20 protein-coding genes are annotated in these 18,477 nt (G+C 70.8%); 2 read left to right on the top strand and 18 right to left on the bottom strand.

Going from position 1 to position 18,477, the window contains the following annotated elements; all coding sequences use genetic code 11:
• Window positions 1-8 precede the first annotated feature (8 nt).
• Entirely contained in the window at window positions 9-653 is a 645-nt protein-coding gene (locus V7S47_RS12200; protein ID WP_336561886.1) for a class I SAM-dependent methyltransferase, read from the top strand.
• On the opposite strand, the gene V7S47_RS12195 is transcribed toward V7S47_RS12200, so the two are convergent.
• The 3 genes from V7S47_RS12195 to V7S47_RS12185 are packed head-to-tail and all read right to left on the bottom strand — an operon-like array spanning window position 624 to window position 3,722.
• Complete coding sequence (locus tag V7S47_RS12195; RefSeq protein WP_336561799.1) at window positions 624-1,733, bottom strand: prenyltransferase; 1,110 nt, start codon at window positions 1,731-1,733, stop codon at window positions 624-626. The genes V7S47_RS12200 and V7S47_RS12195 overlap by 30 nt on opposite strands.
• A complete protein-coding gene (locus tag V7S47_RS12190) occupies window positions 1,730-2,479 on the bottom strand; it encodes a class I SAM-dependent methyltransferase (protein WP_336561798.1) in 750 nt (249 codons plus the stop codon). The genes V7S47_RS12195 and V7S47_RS12190 overlap by 4 nt, the downstream gene beginning before the upstream one ends.
• Window positions 2,466-3,722 carry a glycosyltransferase family 4 protein gene (locus V7S47_RS12185; RefSeq protein ID WP_336561797.1) on the bottom strand — a complete coding sequence of 419 codons (1,257 nt, stop codon included), beginning with the start codon at window positions 3,720-3,722 and terminating at the stop codon, window positions 2,466-2,468. The genes V7S47_RS12190 and V7S47_RS12185 overlap by 14 nt, the downstream gene beginning before the upstream one ends.
• A 235-nt stretch (window positions 3,723-3,957) precedes the next feature.
• On the opposite strand from V7S47_RS12185, the gene V7S47_RS12180 reads away from it, so the two are divergent.
• Window positions 3,958-4,587 carry a TetR family transcriptional regulator gene (locus tag V7S47_RS12180; RefSeq protein WP_336561796.1) on the top strand — a complete coding sequence of 210 codons (630 nt, stop codon included), beginning with the start codon at window positions 3,958-3,960 and terminating at the stop codon, window positions 4,585-4,587.
• Window positions 4,588-4,598: 11 nt separating this feature from the next.
• Here the strand turns inward: V7S47_RS12180 and V7S47_RS12175 are convergent, their stop codons facing one another.
• The 15 genes from V7S47_RS12175 to V7S47_RS12105 all read right to left on the bottom strand — a co-directional run bounded on the left by V7S47_RS12175 (window position 4,599) and on the right by V7S47_RS12105 (window position 18,473).
• On the bottom strand, window positions 4,599-5,096 hold the full coding sequence (locus tag V7S47_RS12175) for a pyridoxamine 5'-phosphate oxidase family protein (RefSeq protein ID WP_090855306.1): 498 nt from the start codon (window positions 5,094-5,096) through the stop codon (window positions 4,599-4,601).
• Between the two features lie 57 nt (window positions 5,097-5,153).
• Window positions 5,154-5,918 carry an SDR family NAD(P)-dependent oxidoreductase gene (locus V7S47_RS12170; RefSeq protein ID WP_336561795.1) on the bottom strand — a complete coding sequence of 255 codons (765 nt, stop codon included), beginning with the start codon at window positions 5,916-5,918 and terminating at the stop codon, window positions 5,154-5,156.
• Window positions 5,915-6,811: a 3-oxoacyl-ACP reductase gene (locus V7S47_RS12165; protein ID WP_336561794.1), complete on the bottom strand. Its 897-nt coding sequence runs from the start codon at window positions 6,809-6,811 to the stop codon at window positions 5,915-5,917. Before V7S47_RS12165 ends, V7S47_RS12170 begins: the two co-directional genes overlap by 4 nt.
• A 2-nt stretch (window positions 6,812-6,813) precedes the next feature.
• Window positions 6,814-7,005 carry a ferredoxin gene (locus V7S47_RS12160; protein ID WP_090855295.1) on the bottom strand — a complete coding sequence of 64 codons (192 nt, stop codon included), beginning with the start codon at window positions 7,003-7,005 and terminating at the stop codon, window positions 6,814-6,816.
• Window positions 7,006-7,010: 5 nt separating this feature from the next.
• The gene (locus tag V7S47_RS12155) at window positions 7,011-7,979 is read right to left on the bottom strand and encodes an NAD(P)/FAD-dependent oxidoreductase (RefSeq protein ID WP_336561793.1); all 969 of its coding nucleotides are present in this window, start codon (window positions 7,977-7,979) and stop codon (window positions 7,011-7,013) included.
• 117 nt (window positions 7,980-8,096) lie between these two features.
• A complete protein-coding gene (locus V7S47_RS12150) occupies window positions 8,097-8,900 on the bottom strand; it encodes a hypothetical protein (RefSeq protein ID WP_336561792.1) in 804 nt (267 codons plus the stop codon).
• Between the two features lie 10 nt (window positions 8,901-8,910).
• Window positions 8,911-9,489 (bottom strand): hypothetical protein, encoded by a 579-nt coding sequence (locus tag V7S47_RS12145; RefSeq protein WP_090855286.1) that lies wholly within the window; start codon window positions 9,487-9,489, stop codon window positions 8,911-8,913.
• A complete protein-coding gene (locus tag V7S47_RS12140; protein ID WP_336561791.1) occupies window positions 9,486-10,757 on the bottom strand; it encodes an MlaD family protein in 1,272 nt (423 codons plus the stop codon). Before V7S47_RS12140 ends, V7S47_RS12145 begins: the two co-directional genes overlap by 4 nt.
• Entirely contained in the window at window positions 10,754-12,169 is a 1,416-nt protein-coding gene (locus tag V7S47_RS12135; RefSeq protein ID WP_336561790.1) for an MCE family protein, read from the bottom strand. Before V7S47_RS12135 ends, V7S47_RS12140 begins: the two co-directional genes overlap by 4 nt.
• Entirely contained in the window at window positions 12,166-13,413 is a 1,248-nt protein-coding gene (locus V7S47_RS12130) for an MCE family protein (protein WP_336561789.1), read from the bottom strand. The genes V7S47_RS12135 and V7S47_RS12130 overlap by 4 nt, the downstream gene beginning before the upstream one ends.
• A gap of 3 nt (window positions 13,414-13,416) precedes the next feature.
• Window positions 13,417-14,400, bottom strand: a complete 984-nt coding sequence (locus V7S47_RS12125) for an MCE family protein (RefSeq protein WP_336561788.1) — start codon at window positions 14,398-14,400, stop codon at window positions 13,417-13,419.
• A complete protein-coding gene (locus V7S47_RS12120) occupies window positions 14,397-15,545 on the bottom strand; it encodes an MCE family protein (protein ID WP_336561787.1) in 1,149 nt (382 codons plus the stop codon). Before V7S47_RS12120 ends, V7S47_RS12125 begins: the two co-directional genes overlap by 4 nt.
• Window positions 15,542-16,849 carry an MCE family protein gene (locus V7S47_RS12115; protein WP_336561786.1) on the bottom strand — a complete coding sequence of 436 codons (1,308 nt, stop codon included), beginning with the start codon at window positions 16,847-16,849 and terminating at the stop codon, window positions 15,542-15,544. The genes V7S47_RS12120 and V7S47_RS12115 overlap by 4 nt, the downstream gene beginning before the upstream one ends.
• A gap of 7 nt (window positions 16,850-16,856) precedes the next feature.
• Window positions 16,857-17,696: an MlaE family ABC transporter permease gene (locus tag V7S47_RS12110; protein ID WP_336561785.1), complete on the bottom strand. Its 840-nt coding sequence runs from the start codon at window positions 17,694-17,696 to the stop codon at window positions 16,857-16,859.
• 3 nt (window positions 17,697-17,699) lie between these two features.
• Entirely contained in the window at window positions 17,700-18,473 is a 774-nt protein-coding gene (locus tag V7S47_RS12105) for an MlaE family ABC transporter permease (RefSeq protein WP_090855266.1), read from the bottom strand.
• Window positions 18,474-18,477 lie beyond the last annotated feature (4 nt).

Below are 18,477 nucleotides of genomic sequence, written 5' to 3'. Positions count from 1 at the left end.
TGACCGACATGCCTGCCGACCTGATGGACCACGCGCGAGCAGCGAAGGGGTTCATGCCCGAGGACGAGGGCCGCCTCCTCCACCGCGCGGCCCGCGAGCGACTCCCCCACGGCCCGGCCCTCGAGGTGGGCACCTACTGCGGCAAGTCCGCGGTCTACCTGGGCGCCGCGGCGCGCGAGGTCGGCGGCACCGTGTTCACGGTCGACCACCACCGCGGCTCGGAGGAGAACCAGGCCGGCTGGGAGCACCACGACGCCGAGGTGGTCGACCCCGAGCTCGGCCTGATGGACACGCTGCCGTTCTTCCGCCGCACCATCGCCCGGGCCGGCCTCGAGGACCAGGTCGTCGCGGTCGTCGGCCGGAGCACGACGGTCAGCGCCCACTGGCGCACCCCGCTCAGCCTGCTGTTCATCGACGGCGGTCACGCCGAGGAGCACGCCCAGAACGACTACAGCGGGTGGGCGCCGTGGGTGCAGCCGGGCGGGTTCCTGGTCATCCACGACGTCTTCCCGGACCCGGCCGACGGCGGGCAGCCGCCTTACCACGTCTGGCTGCGCGCGATGGAGAGCGGCAGCTTCGAGGACGTGGAGACGGTCGGGTCGATGCGGGTGCTGCGCCGGGTCTCAGGCGCGGCGGGCGACCCGGTCGGATGAGCCGGACGGGCAGCCGCACTCCAGCGCCAGCTCGGTGAAGTGCGGCGCCAACGAGGTGCCGCGCATGATCCCGGAGCCGGCCGTGCCGTGCCCGGCGACCTCCCCGAGGGCGTCGACGGCGAGGATCACCGCCGCAGCGGTGTACGTCGTGTGCTCGACCGGCCAGTAGACGTCGCGCGGCTCGTCGGTCTCCGCGCCCTCGTCGTACACCCAGCCGGTCCAGTAGCTGCCGTCGCTGTCGCGCAAGTGCTGCATGTCGGCCAGCAGCGCCAGCGCGCGCCGGTGGTCGCCGAGGCAGTCGAGGGCCATCGCGAGCTCGCAGGTCTCGGCGCCGGTCACCCAGGGGTTGGTGTCGACGCAGAGGATCCCGAGGCCGGGCCGGACGAAGTCGTCCCAGCGGCTCTCCAGCAGCTCGAAGGCCGCGCGACCGCGGACCGCGCCGCCGAGGACCGGGTAGTACCAGTCCATCGAGTGCGCCGACTTGTCCGCGAACAGGTCGCGGTGCTCCCGGACGGCGTGGCCGAGCCGGCCGCCGGAGAGCTCCCACTCGGGCTGCGGGTCGTCGAGCAGATCGGCCAGGGCGACGCCGGCGCGCAGCGACTGGTAGATGCTGGCGTTGCCGGTGAGCAGGCAGAAGTCCTCGGTGGGCGTCCAGTTGATGCCGCCCCACGCGACCTGCTGGGCGACCACCCAGTCGAGGGCCGCGCGCACCACCGGCCAGTAGCGCTGCACGAAGCGCAGGTCGCGGCGGACCAGCCAGTGGTGCCAGACGCCGACGGCGAGGTAGGCCGTCATGTTGACGTCGCCACGCTCGTCCTCGGGCGAGCCGGCGACGATCTTCATCGGGAAGGAGCCGTCCGCGCGCTGCAGGCCGGGCATCCAGGCGTAGGCGCGCTCGGCGGCCTCGACCTCGCCGCCGACCAGCATCGCCATCGCCGCCTCGACGTGGTTCCACATGTCGACGTGCTCGCCCACCGCCCACGGCACGGCGCCGCAGGGCTCCTGCATCCGAGCGATGGAGGCGGCGGTGGTGGCGACCTGCCGGGCGGAGAGGACCTTGTCGACGTACGGGAGGCTCATGGTGTCCCGGGCTTGCGAAAGTAGAGCACCATGCTCTTGCCGATCAGCGGGTCGAGGACCTTGCCGGCGTACTGCAGGGTCTTCGGCTGCTTCATGATCTCCCACACCAGCAGCTTGTGGTACGCCTTGGCCAGCGGGTGGGTGTCGTTCTCGACGCCGACCGCGCACTTGATCCACCAGTACGGCGCGTGCAGTCCGTGGGCGTAGTCCTTGCCCTCGTAGACCATCGCCTCGCCCGGCGTGCCGTCGTTGAAGCGGCCGCCCTTGGTGACCTTGTCGACCAGCTCATGGTCGGTGTAGATCCGGATGTGCCCGCCGGCTGCGTTGTGGTACTCGTCCGACAGCTTCCAGTTGATCACCTCGGGCAGCCAGCGAGGCACCGAGATGGCCAGGGTGCCGCCCGGCCGCAGGACCCGGATGAGCTCCTTGATCGCATCCACGTCGGCGTGGATGTGCTCCAGCACCTCGGCCGCCACGATCCGGTCGAACTCGCCGTCGGCGAAGGGCAGCTCGAGCGCGTCGCCCTGCTTGATGTCGGCGGAGGCACCCGCGGGCACCTCGCCGTTCTCCTTCATCGCCCCGAAGATCTCCAGCACGCCCGCCAGCTCGTCGGCGTCCATGTCGAACGCGACGACGTCCGCGCCGCGGCGGTACATCTCGAACGCGTGCCGGCCCCCGCCGGCGCCCATGTCCAGCACCCGCTCGCCGGGACGCAGCCCCAGACGGTCGAAGTCAACGGTCAGCACGCGCGTTCTCCTTCTCGTAGTCCTCGATCACTTCCTGGTACGCCGCGGCCACGGTCGCCGCGACCGCGCGCCAGCTGAACAGCTCCTCGACCCGCTTGCGGCCGGCGGCGCCGTACCGCTCGCGACGCTTGGGGTCGTCCAACAGCGCCCCGACCGCGGCGGCCAGCTCACCGACGTCGCCGGCGGTGACCAGGTCCGCACAGAGCCCGTCAGGCCCGACGACCTCCGGGATCGCCCCGGCCCGGGAGACCACCAGCGGCGTGGCGCAGGCCATCAGCTCGGCGGTCGGCAGCGAGAAGCCCTCGTAGAGCGAGGGGACGCAGGCCAGCTCGGCCGAGCCCATCAGCTCGACCAGCTGGGCGTCGGTGATGCCGTGCACGAAGCGCACCGAGTCGCCGATGGCCAGCTCGCCGATCAGCCGCTCGGTGCGGCCGCCCGGGCGCGGCTTGGTGACCAGCACCAGCTCGATGTCGCGCTCGGTGCGGAGCTTGGCGAAGGCCTCCAGCAGCGTGGCGATGCCCTTCATCGGGGCGTCGGCGCTGGCCATGGCCAGGATCCGGCCCTTGATGCGCGGCTTGGTCGGCGGCACGAAGCCGTCGTCGACGCCCAGCAGGATCACCTGCATCCGGGCCGGGTCGACGCCGAAGTCCTTCGCGATGTCGCGCTTGGACGTCTCCGAGGGCGTCATGATCTTGCGCGCCTTCCGCGCGACCCGGGCCTGCATGCGCAGGAAGCCGTACCAGCGGCTGAGCGTGAGCTTGCGCCACGGGTTGCGGGTCTGACTGATGTCGATGCGCCGGTCGAAGGTGATCGGGTGGTGCAGCGTCGTGATGAGCGGGAGCCCGAGCTTCTCGATGTCGAGCATGCCGTAGCCCAGCACCTGGTTGTCGTGGACGATGTCGAAGTCGTCGACCCGGTCGGCCAGCACCCGGGCGACCCGGGTGCTGAACGTCTTCGGCTCCGGGAAGCCGGCCGTGCACATGGTCGCGAACTCCTCGACGTCGACCAGGTCGCGGAACTCGCGCAGCTTCGGCACCCGGAACGGGTCGGGCTGGCGGTAGAGGTCCAGGCTCGGCACCTTCGTGAGCTTCACGTCGGGGTGGTCGAGCTCGGGGTAGGGCTGCCCGGAGAACACCTCGACGCGGTGGCCGAGGTTGGCCAACTCCCGGCTCAGGTGGCGCAGGTAGATCCCCTGACCGCCCGTGTGGGGCTGGCTGCGATAGGACAGCAAAGCGACGCGCATCTCGTCCCGACTCTCTCTACGACTTGCTGGGCTCATGAACGGCATTCGGACACTTGCCGGGAACGGTGACCCGCCGGGCCGGACGAAGTGGAACGTGTTCCTATCATGTCCCACCGGTTGATAGCCTAGTGCCGCCATCTGGTTTCCTCATCGCCACGCACGCGACAGCGCCGTCGCCACCACGTGTCGGTGACCACGACTCCACCGCAGACGCGACGAACGCATGGGGGCCCCCTTGAGCACCGTAAACACGGCGAGCACCGCCAACTCGCTCAGTGTCGAGGACCTGGGGTCCGCCGCCCAGCGCGATCGGCGCAAGCGCATCCTCGACGCGACCATCGAGCTCGCGTCGACCGGCGGCTTCGACGCGGTGCAGATGCGGGCGGTCGCCGAGCGGGCCGACGTGGCCCTCGGCACCCTCTACCGCTACTTCCCCTCGAAGATCCACCTGCTCGTCTCGGCGCTCGGCCGCGAGCTGGAGCGGGCCGACGTGGCCCTGCGGGACAAGCCGGTCCCCGGCGACACCGCGGCCGAGCGCGTCATCCACGTCCTCAAGCGCACCACCCGCGGCATGCAGGGCGATGCCCACCTGACCGAGGCGCTGACCCGCGCCTTCATGTTCGCCGACGCCTCCGTGCAGGCCGAGATCCACACGGTCGGCATGCTGCTGACCCAGATGATGACCCGGGCCATGCACCCCGAGCAGACCGACCTGACGGACCTCACCGACACCGACGTCGCCATCGCACGCGTCATCGGCGACGTGTGGCTCTCGGCCCTGGTCGCCTGGGTGACCGGCCGTTCCTCGGCGCCGGAGACCGCGCAGCACATGGAGACCGCGGTCGGCCTGCTGCTGCGCGACTGAGCTGCCGGACCTCATTCGAGGAAGGCCGCGGTCGAGCCGCCGAGCTCGATCGGGTCCATCCCGAGCTTGCGGTGGTCCCAGGTGCGCACCCGGTCGACGTCCAGCCGGACGGCCACCCGGTTGTGGGCCATGAACTCCACGAAAGGCCGCAGCTCCTCGGTGTACGGCGCGTTGTAGCGCTCGAAGATGTTCACGCAGACGTCCCAGACGACGCTCTCGTCGTCGACCACCTCGGCCGTGCCCTCGATGGCCAGGCCGCGCAGCTGGTCGTAGGTGTGGCCGGCCTCGACGAGGAAGCTGCACCGCGGGTCGCGACGCAGGTTGACCGTCTTCTGGGCCTTGCGCTTGGTCTCGAACCAGATCTGGCCGTCGAGCACGCCGTACCACATGCCGACCAGGTGGATCTGGCCCTGGGGGCCGAAGGACCCGAGCGTGCACGAGCGCTGCTGCTGCAGGAACTCGAGCTGCTCGGCCTCGCTCATGACGATCTGCGCGCGCTGGTTGGCCATGGCTCAGACTCTCACAGTTCCACTGTCAGGGTGGGCAGGGGTAGAGACGTGTCTCACTCAACCGCCGAAGGCGTGGGTCGCGGTGACCCCACCGTCGATGGCGATCTCGGCCCCGTTGATGTACGACGACTCGTCGCTGCCCAGGAACACGTAAAGCGGGGCCACGTCCTCGGGGTGGCCGACGCGCCGCAGCGGGACCTTGGCGGCGCCGTACTCCATCGCGGCGTCGCCGCCGTGGACCCGGGTCATCGGGGTGTCGATCATGCCGGGGTGCACCGAGTTGACCCGGATGTTGTGGGGGCCGAGCTCGTGGGCCGCACCCTTGGTCATGCCGCGGACCGCGAACTTGGTCGCGCCGTAGGCGACCGTGCCGGCCATGCCGCCCAGGCCCTCGGTGGACGAGGCGTTGATGATCGAGCCGCCGCCGTTCGTGCGCATCGTGCGGGCGACCGCCTTCATCCCGAGGAACGGGCCGAGCTGGTTGACCCGGAACAGCAGCTCCAGGTCACCGATGTCCTGGCGCTCGATCTGGCCGAAGCGGAGCACCCCGGCGTTGTTGGCCAGGATCGAGACCGGGCCGTAGCGCTCGTTGGTCTCGGCGACCAGGGCCACCCAGGAGGCCTCGTCGCTCACGTCGTGGTGGTGGAAGGTCGCGACGTCGGCGCCGAGCTCGTCGGCGAGCGCCTGACCCTCGTCCTTGGCCACGTCGGCGATCGCGACCTTGGCCCCCTCGGCGACGTAGGCGCGGACGATGCCCGCCCCCTGCCCCATGGCACCGCCCGTGACGATCGCGACCTTGCCCTCGAGCCGCCGGCCGCTCACGCCTGCAGCCTCATGATCGAGTCGGCCGCGAAGCCCTGCAGCGGGTCGCGGTCCCCGAAGTAGGAGCCGATCTGCTTGTCGAGGTCGTCGAGGTCCCAGACCGACCCCGACGCGTCGAAGCGCTGCTCCAGGGTCGGCGGGGCGATCAGCGCGACCATCCCGCCGTACACGACGAAGACCTGGCCGGTGATGTTGGCGGCGGCCGGCGAGCTCAGGTAGGCCACCAGCGGGGCGACGTGGTCGGGCGAGTACGGGTCGACCGACTCGCCCGACGTGTCCTCGCCGAAGACCTGGGCCGTCATCGCGGTGCGGGCCCGCGGGCAGATCGCGTTGGCCCGGACGCCGCTGCTGGCCATCGCCCGGGCGGTCGAGACGGTGAGCGCCGCGATGCCGGCCTTGGCCGCGCCGTAGTTGGCCTGTCCGGGCGGCCCGCTGAGGAACGCCTCCGAAGCAGTGTTGACGACGCTCGCCTCCACCGGGGCGCCGGTGGACTTCGCCTGCGCCCGCCAGTACGACGAGGCGTTGCGGCTGAGCAGGAAGTGCCCGCGGAGGTGGACGTGCATGATCGCGTCCCACTCCTCGTCGGACATGTTGAAGAGCATCCGGTCGCGGGTCATCCCGGCGTTGTTCACCACGATGTCCAGCCGTCCGAACCCGTCGACCGCGGCGGCGACCATCGCGTCGGCCGTCGTCCGCTCGCCGACGTCGCCGGCGACCACGCTCGCCTCGCCGCCGCGCGAGCGGATCTCCTCGGCGACCTCGTCGGCACCGCCGGGCAGGTCGTTGAGGACGATCCGGGCCCCGGCGTCGGCCAGGGCCAGCGCCTCGGCGCGCCCCAGCCCGGCTCCGGAACCGGTGACGATTGCGACCTTGCCGTCCAGGTTGACGGACATCCTCAGCCCTCCAGGGTGATCGCGGCGCGCGGGCAGGCCGCCACGGCACGCTTGACGTTGTCGACGTTCTCAGGCGTCGTCTCCTCGGTCTTCAACTGGAGGAAGTCGTCGTCGTCCAGCTCGAACACCTCCGGTGCCATCGCCTCGCACAGGGCGTTGGACTCGCAGAGGTCGAAGTCCACCTTGATCTTCATGGCTACTAGGTCCCTTCACTGGAGTGGCCGGGGAACACGTGCGCGGTCGGGTCGATCGCGACGGTCGCGTTGTTGACGGCGGTCGCCGCCTCGCCGAAGCCGACGGCGATCAGCCGGACCTTGCCGGGGTACTCCGTGATGTCGCCCGCCGCGAAGACGCGGGCGAGGCTCGTGCGCATCGACGGGTCGACCACCACGTGGCGCTTGCGGACCTCGATCCCCCACTGCTGGAGCGGCCCGAGGTCGGCGACGAAGCCGAGCGCGGCGACCACCGCCTGGGCGGGGTACGTCGTGGTCTCCTCGCCGACCGTCACGTCGACCGACGCGACCGTGCCGTCACCGTCGATCGCGGACACCTGGGCCTGGGTGACGATGCGGACCGACGAGTCGCGGACCTGCCGGACGGTGCGCTCGTGGGCGCGGAACGCGTCGCGCCGGTGCACGAGGGTGACCGAGCGGGCGATCGGCTCCAGGTGGAGCGCCCAGTCGAAGGCGCTGTCGCCGCCGCCGACGATCACCACGTCCTTGCCGGCGTACGGCGCGAAGCTCGGGACGAAGAACTCCAGCCCCCGGCCCAGCCAGTCCTCCCCGACCGGCAGCGGGCGCGGGCTGAACTTGCCGATGCCGGCGGTGACCAGCACGGCCCCGGCCCGCACCTCGGTGCCGTCGTCGAGGCCGACCGTCACCCCGTCGTCGCGGTGCTCGAGGGTCCGGGCGGTGCGACCCAGCAGGTACTCCGGCTTCGCGGTGTTGGCCTGCTCGACCAGCCTGGCGACCAGGTCACGACCCTTGACGCTCGGGAAGCCGGCGACGTCGAGGATCTGCTTCTCCGGGTACATGGCGGTGATCTGGCCGCCCAGCTCGGGCAGCGAGTCGACGACCGCGACGCGGTGTCCCCGGAACCCGGCGTAGTAGGCGGCGAACAGCCCGGTCGGGCCGGCGCCGACGATGAGCAGGTCGGTCTCGACGATCACCGCGGTTCGGCCCCTTCCGCTCGGCGCCCCACAACTGGAACATGTTCTAGTTCAGCCAGAAACCTAACCGGCACCCCAGGGGTTGTCCAGCACCGTCCCGCGCCCCGCGAGGACCCGTCACCTGGTCTCCATCTCGGAGACCAGCCACCCGCCGTCGGTGTTCACGACGGTCACCAGCGCGCGGTAGGGCGAGTACGTCGTGTCGCCCCCGTCGCGGGTGATGTACTGGTTGAGGAAGACCAGAGCCTGCACCTCGGTGCGGTTGGCCCGTACGACGCTCTGCGCCACGACCCGGGCCTGCACCTCGATCTTGTCCGTGACGACACCCTCGCGGACGTCGCTCTTGGTGGTGCTGAACTCCTCGGCGAAGGACGGGGTCATCAGCGCCGTCGCCTTCGTCACCTGCTCGTCGTAGTCCTGCCACGACGTGCTGACGATCGAGGTCGCCGCCTCCGCAGCGGCCGACGCCGCCCGCTGCGCGTCGGCCCAGGGCAGCAGGATCGGTCGGTCGGACGGGACGGCGATCGCGCCTGCCTCGGTCGGCTCGCCCGCCGCCGCGGGATCGTCGTCGGAGACGCCGAGGTAGACGGCCATCGCCACCGTGACGACGGTCAGCGCGACGATCGCGGCGAGCAGCACCCGGGTGACCCGGGAGCCGGCGAACAGCCCGGGCCGGGCCGCGGGCGCGGCGCGCTGGGCGGAGTCCTCCGCTGGAGACTCGACGGAGTCGGACTCGGAGCCGGAGTCGGACTCGGGGACCGCCTCGACGCGGTCCGGCTCGTCGAGGTCGAGCTCCTCGACCGCCGTGTCGGCGGCGGTCGGCCCCGGGGCCGCGGGCGTCGTCGTACCGCTCTGCCCGGCGAGCCGGCGGGGACGGGCGGCGGCGGTGCGGGACGTGGTCCGGCGTGGTCGGTCGGTCATCGCATCCTCCTCAGCCCACGAACTGCAGGTCGCGGGTCAGCCAGGCGCCGTCCTCGAGGACGAGCTCCAGCTGCAGTCGGTAGTTGCGGGCGTCCTGCTTGCCCTCCAGGAGCTTGTTCGTCACGGTGCCGGACGCCGCCACCGCGACCGTGGCCGAGTCGGCGTCGGCCGCCACCACGCCCGTCCACACCACGTCGCTCTCCTGGACCGACCGGTTCTCCTTCAGGCTCTTGCTGACCGCGCTGACCGCCTTCTCGAACTGGTCGCGGAACTCCCCCGTCGCGCCGGCCAGCACCGCGTCGAAGGAGGCCTGCGGGTCCTCGTGGGTGATGTTGAGCAGGGCGTTGCTCTCGGCCGTGGCGGCCTCGACGACGGCGGCGAGCCGCTCCTGCTCCTCGTCGTCGGACTCGTCGAGCGCCACCGCCTGCACGTCCTGCTCCCCGGGCAACGACGACGGGGCCGGGTCGTCGCGCAGCCGGTCGACGACGGAGACACCGACGACCACTGCGGCCGCGGCCACCACCAGGACGACGACGTAGAGCAGCAGGTTCAGCCGCACTCGCTTCGAGCCGTTCTCGGGGCCGCTCACTTGCTGGCCACCGGACCCACCAGGAGCCACTTCCACGAGTCCCCTCCCAGGATCGACAGGTTGCCGGGGTCGACGTAGCGGACCGGGTCGCCGTCCTGGTCGACGGCCCCCTCCAGCACGCCCGACTCCGGGTCGTACGACGAACGGTACGCGCGGCCGGACGACGCGGTGCCGCTCCGCGCGTCGGGCACGTAGTTGGCCCCGCGGGCGGCGTACGGGAGCGGGCTCTCGCAGCGGGCGGGGAAGATCGGGCCGTCCGTCAGGTCCTGCGTGCCGCGCCACTCGTCGGGCGGCAGGTAGCCCTTCGTGCACGGCGGCTGGCTGTAGCCGAGCTGCAGGTTGACGTGGCCGTAGCCGTCCCCGGGCGTGCCGGTGAAGCCGGACGCGATCACCCGCGGGTAGGTGACGAGCAGCTGCTCGACGCCCGCGAGGTGCGAGACCACGACCTGGTTGACGCTGATCGCGTTGCCGAGCAGCACCTGGAGGGACGGCTCGAGCCCTTCGAGCAGCTTGCGGACCTCGCGTGCCGTGCCCGGCGTGCCGTCGAGGGTGCCGCGGAGGTCGCGGTCGCTCTCGCGCAGCGCCTTCGTGATGAGACTCAGGTCCCGCGAGAAGCTCCGGATGTTCTCGCCCTGGCCCTGCTGGGTGTCCAGGACGGTGAGCCCGCTGTCCAGCAGCTTCACGGTCTCGTCGGTGTGCGCCGCGGCCTCGTCGACGAACAGCCGCCCGTTGTCGAGCAACCGCTGCAGGGGCGCGCCGGTGTCCTCGAACATGGTCCCGAGCTCCTCGACCACGACCTGCAGCTTCTCCTGGTCGACCGAGCTCACGAACTGGTCGACCTCGACCAGCAGGTCGGCCTCGTCGACGGGCAGGGACTCCTCCGAGCCGGCGATGGTCGCGCCGTCCTCGGCGTACGGGCCGTCGTCGTCGGGGGGCTCGAAGTCGAGGTACTGCTCCCCCACCGCCGAGAGGTTGTGGACGAACATCGGCGAGTCGAGCGGCAGCTCGGTGCCCTCCTCGAGGGCCAGGTCGAGCCGGACGCCGTCGCGGGTGGCGTGCATGGCCTTGACCTTGCCGACCTTGACGCCGCGGTAGGTGACCTCGCTGCCCTCGAACAGGCCGCCCGAGGCCGGGAGGGTCGCGTGCACCGTGATCCCCCGACCGAGCACCCGGTCGACGAAGCCCAGGTAGGTCGCGGTGATGTAGACGATCCCGACCGCGCTCAGCACGACGAACGCCAGGATCCGGATCCGGTTGCCGCGGGTCATCGCGCACCCCCCAACAGCGCCGACAGGGTCGGCTCGGCCGACGCCTCGTCACCCGTGTCGCCCAGCGCGAGCGACGCCTGCAGGCGGGCGACTCCCGAGACGCCCGGGATGCCGGGGATCTCGGGCAGGTTCACGCCCGAGCTGTCGACGCCCGGGATGCCCGGCAGGCCGAGCAGCTCCAGGATGTTGTCGAGGAGCTGCACGACGCCCTCCAGGTCGGGGTTCGGCGGCAGCAGGTTGACCACCACGCAGACCGGGCGGTCGTCGTACGCCGGCTTGCGGCAGTCGCGGATCAGCTTGCCGATCAGGTCGAGGTCGTCGAGCACCTTCGCGCAGGCCGCGCTGCCGAGGCTGCCGCTCTGGATGCACTTCACGACGGCATCGACCACCTCCCCCGGGTCGGGGACGTCGATCGGCGGCAGCAGCCCGCCGTCGGGCAGCAGGTTCTCGAGGCTGATGTCGGCCCGGATCGAGGTGTTGGCGTAGTCGCCCTTGACGATCTCGGAGGCCTCCTTGGGGAACGGGAAGCTGATCAGCAGGTTGAGGCCCGGGGCGAGCGCGTCGCCGGCCTCGTGCAGGCGGGCCAGCACCGGCTGCAGGTGACGCAGCGACGCGAGCAGGTCGTCCTTGCTCCGGGTGATCACCCGGGTGCCGACCTCGCCGAGCTCGTCGAGCGCCCCCAGCATGCCGATCAGCTCGTCGTGCTGCGCGGCCAGCACCTTCACGGCGGGCCCGGCGACGTCGAGGGCGCCGGTGATGGTCTTGCGCTCGGCGTTGAGCGTGCCGGTCAGGCTGTTGAGGGACTCCAGGGCCCGGACGATGTCGAGCTTCTGGGCGTCGAGGGTGCCGATGACGCCTTCCAGGTTGCCCAGCAGGTTGCGCAGCCGGTCGGTGCGGCCGCCCATCACCTCGTTGAGCTCGGTGGTGATGGTGCCGAGCTGGGCCACGCCACCGCCGGAGAGCAGGAAGGACAGGGCGCCCAGCACCTCCTCGACCTCGGGGTTGCGGCCGGTGTCGGGCAGCTCGATCGTGTCGCCCTGACCCAGTCGACCACTGGCCGCTGCTCCGGCGGGGGCCTCCAGCGCGACGTACTTCTCGCCGAGCAGGCTGACCTGGCGGATGTCGGCCGTGGTGTTGTCGGGCAGCTCGATGTCGTCGCGGACCCGCATGGTGATCCGGGCGTGCCACCCGACCCGCTCGACGTCGGTCACCTCGCCGACGGTGACGTCGTCGACCATGACCGGCGAGCGCGGCACGACGTTGAGGATGTCGGCGAAGTCGGCGGTGATCTCGAAGGAGCTGTCGGCGTCGACCGGCGACCCGGGCAGCGGCAGGTCGTAGGCGCCGTCGAACTCGCAGCCCGACAGCACGAGCGCTGCCGCGGCGGCGACGGCGGTCAGCCGGCGGATCACGGGGTGCCTCCCAGCAGTCCGGCCAGCGTGGGATCGTCGACGCTGAGGTAGCGGCTCTGGTCGAGTGCGGGGTCCTCGGCCGGCTGGTCCTGCGCGGCGGCTCCCTTGGCGCCCTTGGCGCCCTGGGCCGTGCCGGCTCCCTCACGCCCGGTCTGGCCGGGCGGGATGAAGGGCAGGTTGCCGGTGACCGGCTCCAGCAGCTGCTCGAAGAGGTCGCAGGTGACGTCCTTGAGGGCCCGCGGCAGCTCGGACTGCTGGACCACGGCGCACAGGAAGCCGTCGGCGTCCCAGACGTTGCCGCCGATGCCGATCCGGGAGCCGATGGTGCCGGTCTGGTTGTTGTAGGCGACCGTCAGGTTGCCGATCGCGACCGGCGCGACGCGTAGCGCGGTGTCGATGCTGTCACGCTCGGAGTTGATCGTCTTCATCACCCGGGTGAGCTGCCTGACGTCGCCCACCAGCGCCTTGCGGTTGTCGCGCACGAAGGACTCGACGGTGCCGACGGCGCGGGCGACCGACCGCAGCGCGGCCTGCAGCTCGGTGCGCTCGGTCACCAGCGAGGAGGACACCCCGGCGAGGTCCTTCATGAAGGCCCGGACCAGGCGGTCGTTCTCGGCGAGCGTCCCGGTGAAGGTGGCCAGCTCGGTCACGGTGTCGAAGAGCGGGCCGGCGCCCTGGCCGAAGGTCTCCGCGGCGCGCGACAGCTCGCGGATCATCTCGTTGCCGGCCGCGCCGTTGCCCTCCAGGCCGTCGGCGCCGGCGCGGAGCAGGTTGTCGAGCGTCCCGTCCGCGTTCACGCCGTTGGGGCCCAGCGCGTGCGACAGGTCGCGCAGGCTGGCGTAGATCCGGTCCAGCTCGACCGGCACGCCGGTGTCGGGCAGCGCGATGTCGGCGCCGTCGGCCATCACCTCGTCACCGTCCGTGTACGCCGGAGTCAGCTGCACGAAGCGGTCCGAGACCAGGGTCGGGGTGACGATCGCGGCCTTGGCGTCCGCGGGGACGTCGACCTCGGCGTCGTACTCCATCTCGACCCGCACCGAGTTGCCCTCCGGCACCACCGCGGTGACCCGGCCGACGTTCACGCCGAGGATCCGCACCTCGCTGCCCTCGTAGATGCTCACCGCCCGTGGGAAGTGTGCCGTGACGGTCCGGGTCTCCTCGGGCTGGCGGACGGTGAAGAACGTCGCCGCCAGCAGCAGCACCGCCACGCCTCCCGCGAGCGCTCGTCGGTTGATCCGTGCCATGACTCAGTCCTCCAGCGGCCCGGGCAGGAACTCGCCCGTGGGGATCGCGAGCAGGTTCGATGCGTAGGCGTCGAACCACGGGCCGGTGCCGATGATGTTGCTCAGGATGGAGACGTAGGGACCGAGGGCGTCCAGGGTCGCCTTCAGCTGCTTCTCCTTGTCGATCAGCAGTCCGAGCAGGTCGTCGACCTCGGCGAGCGCCGGCGCGAGCTGCTCCTGGTTGTCCTTCGCCAGCCCGCGCAGCTCGTCGGCGAGGCTGCGGGCGTTGACGAGCAGCCGGTGCACGGCCTGCTTGCGCTTCTCGACCTCACGGAAGACGAGGTCCGCGTTCTTCATCAGATCGACGACGTCACCGCTGCGGGCGGCGAGGACCTTGCTGACCTCGCGCGAGCTCAGCAGCAGCGCCTGGATCTGCTCGTCGCGCGAGGCCACCGTCTGCGAGAGCCGGGTGATGCCGTCGAGGCTGGCCGCGATCTCGGGGCTGGCCGCGTCGACGGTGTCGGCGACGACGTCGAGGGCCTGCGAGAGCTGATCGGTGTCGATCCGCTCGGTGGTCGTCGTCAGGTCGCCGAAGACGCCGACGATGTCGTACGCCGAGCTGGTCCGCTCGACCGGGATGGTGTCCGCCGGGTCGAGGTCCCCCGGCCCCTCCGGGGTCAGCTGGAGGAACTTCTCTCCCAGCAGGCTGAGCACCTCCACCGAGGCCTTGCTCTCGGTGCCGAGCTGGACGCCGTTGTCGACCTCGAAGCGCACCGTGACCCGGTCCTGCTCGAGCTCGACGGCCTGCACCCGGCCAACCCGGATGCCGCCGACCTGGACCATGTTCCCCTTCCGCAGCCCACTGGCGTCACGGAACTCCGCGGAGTACGACGTGCCGCCGAACCCGGGGAACTTGGACAGGTTGAACGCCGCCGCCATCACCACGAGCATCACCACGACGGTGATCGCGCCGAGGCGGAGGATCTGGGACTCGGTGTAGCGCCTCACTGAGCAGATCCCCCGTTCTCCTCCGTGGCGCCGTTGCAGCGCGGGGCGGACGAGTGGAAGTCGAGGTTGTTCAGGGCGGCCTGGATCTCCTTCAGACCGGGCACGTCGCTGATGACCGGCAGCGTGATCCGCGCGGAGAACCCGCAGACGTAGTAGCTGTACCAGGACCCGTAGGTGCCGGTGCGGGTCTGGTCGGTCATCGACTCGGGCAGCCGGTCGAGCAGCTCCACCAGGTTCTTGCGGTTCTGCTTCTCGTTGAGCAGGGAGGCCAACTTGCGCAGCTCGGCGACGTCGGACTTCAGGATCGGCCGGCCCTCGCGGAGCAGGTCGGCCACCACGACCGTCAGGTCGCTGACGTTCTCCAGCGACGAGCCGATCGTCTCGCGGTCCTTCGCCAGGTCGGTCATCCAGTCCTTCAGCTCGACGATCAGCGAGCTCAGCTGCTGGTGGCGACTGTCGACGGTCTCCAGGGTCTGGCCCAGGTTGTCGATGACCTCGCCGATCAGCTGGTCACGGTCGGCCAGGGTGGTGGTGAGCGACGCCGTCTTGGCCAGCAGCCCCTGGACGGTGCCGCCCTCGCCCTGCAGCACCTGCACCAGGTTCATGCTGAGCTCGTTGACCTGCTTGGGGTTGAGCGCCTGGAAGAGCGGCTGGAACCCGTTGAACAGCACGGTGAGGTCGAGCGCGGGGGCGGTCTGCTCGACCGGAATCCGGCCGTCCGCCTCCAGCCGCTTCGCCGCGCCCGCGTCGGTGTCGCCCTCCTCGAGGGCGAGGTAGCGGTCGCCGACCAGGTTGAGGAAGCGGATCTCCGCGCGCGAGGCGGTGGTCAGCGGGACGTCGGACTTGACCCGGAAGGTCACCAGGGCGCCGGTGCGCTCGTGGTGCTCGACCTTCTTGACCTCGCCGACGCTGACCCCGGCCACCCGGACGTCGTCGCCCTTCTCGAGCATCGAGGCGCTGGTGAAGACCGCCTGGTACTCAGTGCCGGAGCCGAAGCCGACGTTGCCCATGATCGCCGCCAGCAGGCCGGTGACCAGGAGCGAGACCACGGTGAAGATCGCCAGCTTGATGCCTGCGGCGATGGTCACCGCGTTGCGTCGGTTGCGCAGCCGCGCTGCGCCCGCCTGGGCCTGGGTCTCGCTCACGAGTCCTCACCGCCCCGGACGACCGGTCCGTAGAGCAGCGACCCGAGCGCGCCGTAGCTGTCGGCCGGCCGGCCGCTGCGCTCGGCGAGCAGCGCGTTGACGATCGCCTGCTCGCCCGGGCTGCCGGCGTGGCCGCTGGAGGTCGTGGCACGACCGGACCCGAGCCCGGGCAGGATGCCGGTCGGCGCGTTGTCGTCGAGGTCGGTGCCGTCGTCGAAGCTGTTCGGTCCGATCGGCACCGGCGCGTCCGGCAGCCCCGAGCACCACGGGCCGTGCCCGACCTCGCCGTACTCCGGGAGGTCGCGCTCGTCGTAGGCGCGGTACTGCGGGGTCAGGAACTCGATGTACTGCTTGACCTGGTTGCCCTCGAAGGTCTCGGCCAGCCGGGGTGCGTACTTGGCGGCCCCCTTGATCAGGCACGGGAACTCCGGCGAGTACGTCGCCAGCAGCTTCAGCACCGGCTCGGTCACCTCGCCCACCCGGATCAGGTTGGTCTCGTTGTCGCGCAGGATCCGGGTCGAGGTGGTGGCGAGGCCCTGCACGTCGGAGAAGAAGACGTCGAGCTCGCGCTGCTTCTCGATGATCGTCTTGCTGGTGACCGTCAGGTTGCCGAGCACGTCGATCAGGTCCGGCGCGGCGATGTCGTAGGTGTCGGCGACGTCGGCGAGCTTGATGAGGTCCTGGCGCAGGGTGGGCAGGTGGCCGCGGATCGCGGTGAGGTAGCCGTCGAGCTCGTCGAGGGTATCGCCCAGCTGGGCCCCGCGGCCGCTCAGCGCAGTGGCCAGCGCGTTGAGCGTGGCGTTCAGGTCGGCCGGTCGTACGGCGCGCAGCAGCGGGAACAGGTCGGCCAGGATCCGGCTCAGCTCGACGTTGGTCTCGACGCGGTCCGAGGGGATCACGTCGCCGTCGGCGAGGGCACCGGCGCCACCCGAGCGGGGGCGGACGAAGGCGATGAACTTCTGCCCGAACAGCGTCGTGGGCAGGATCTCGACGCTCACGTCGGCCGGGATCTCGGCCGCGGCGTCCGGCTCCAGGGCCACCCGGATCGAGGCCTCCTCGCCGTCCTGCGCGACCTCGCGGACCTGTCCGACCAGGACGCCGTTGATGCGGACGTCGCCGAACTTCGAGAGCTGCAGCCCGGCCCGGTCGGCCTTGATCGTGACCATCACGACCCGGTCGAAGGTCTTGTTGTAGACCGCGATCGAGAACCAGCCGAGCCCCAGGATCAGGCTGAGGAACACGACGCCGGCCACCAGCAGGCGGGTGTGCTCCCGCTTGCTGTCGTGGTGGATGTTGACCAGCACGCCGCGCCTACCCCGTGATCCGCACGGTCGTGGTCGATCCCCAGATCGCGAAGCTGAGGAAGAAGTCGGCGACCACGATGGTCACGATGCTGGTGCGGATCGCCTTGCCGACGGCCGTGCCGACGCCGGCCGGACCGCCGCTCGCGGTGTAGCCGTAGTAGCAGTGGATGAGGATCACCGCGGAGGCCAGGAACAGCAGCTTGCCGAACGACCAGAGCATGTCGACGGGCGGCAGGAACTGCAGGAAGTAGTGGTCATAAGTGCCGGGTGACTGGCCGTAGATGTAGGTCGTGATCAGCCGCGGCGAGAGGTACGACGCGGACAGCGCGACCACGTACAGCGGGATCACGGCGATGAACGCCGCGATCATCCGGGTGGTCACCAGGAACGGCAGCGACGGGATGCCCATCACCTCGAGCGCGTCGATCTCCTCCGAGATCCGCATCGCGCCGAGCCGCGCGGTGTAGCCGCAGCCCACGGTCGCGGCCAGCGCGATCGAGGAGATCAGCGGCGCGACCTCGCGGGTGTTGAAGTAGGCCGAGATGAACGCGCTGAACTTGGCCACGCCGATCTGGCTCAGCGAGGCGTAGCCCTGGATGCCGACCTCGGTGCCGGCGAAGAACGCGAGGAACGCGATCACGCCGACGGTGCCGGCGATGAGGGTCAGGCCGCCCGCGCCGAAGGTGACCTCGGCCAGGGTGTTGGTGATCTCGCGCGGGTAGCGGCGGATCGCCCGCGGCGTCCACGCGAGCGCCTTGACGTAGAACAGCAGCTGGTCGCCGTACTGCTCCAGGGCGTGGCGCCGTCCGCGGAGGAAGGCGCCTCCGAGCGTCCCGATGCTGGCCATCGCCTACAACCCCGGGGGCGGGACGACTTGGAAGTAGATGGCCGTGATGATCGCGTTGATGAAGAACAGCAGCATGAAGGCGACGATCACCGACTCGTTCACGGCTCGGCCGACCCCGCTGGGCCCGCCGCCCGCGTTGAGGCCCTTGTAGGCACCGACGATCGCCGCCATGCCGCCGAAGATGACCGCCTTGATGATGGCGATGTAGAGGTCGGTGAGGCTGGCCAGCGCGGTGAACGAGGACAGGAAAGCGCCAGCCGAGCCGCCCTGGACGATCACGGTGAAGAAGTAGCCGCCCCCGATGCCGGCGCCGATCACGATGCCGATGATCATCAGCGCGACGAACATCGTGGCCAGCACGCGCGGCGCCACGAGCCGCTCCAGCGGGTCGACGCCCAGGACCTCCATCGCGTCGATCTCCTCGCGGATCTTGCGAGCGCCCATGTCGGAGCAGATCGCCGACCCGGCGGCCCCCGCGATGATCAGCGCGGCCGCGATCGGGGCCGCCTCGCGGACCACGGCCAGCACGGCCGTGGCCCCCGCGAACGACTGGGCGCCGAGCTGGCCGGTCAGGTTCCCGACCTGCAGCGAGATGACGGCGCCGAACGGGATCGAGACCAGGATCGTCGGCATCAGCGTCACGCTGGTGATGAACCAGGCCTGCTCGATGAACTCCCGGAACTGGAACGGGCGGGTGAAGATCCGCTTGACGACCTCGACGACCATGGCCGCGATCTCTCCGGGTCCCCGGATGACCGACACAGCACTGAACGCCATCGGT

Source organism: Nocardioides sp. CCNWLW216 (assembly GCF_037120545.1).
Taxonomy (GTDB): domain Bacteria; phylum Actinomycetota; class Actinomycetes; order Propionibacteriales; family Nocardioidaceae; genus Nocardioides; species Nocardioides lianchengensis.
Note: the sequence above shows the minus strand (reverse complement) of the source record. Positions and strands in the feature narration are given on the sequence as shown.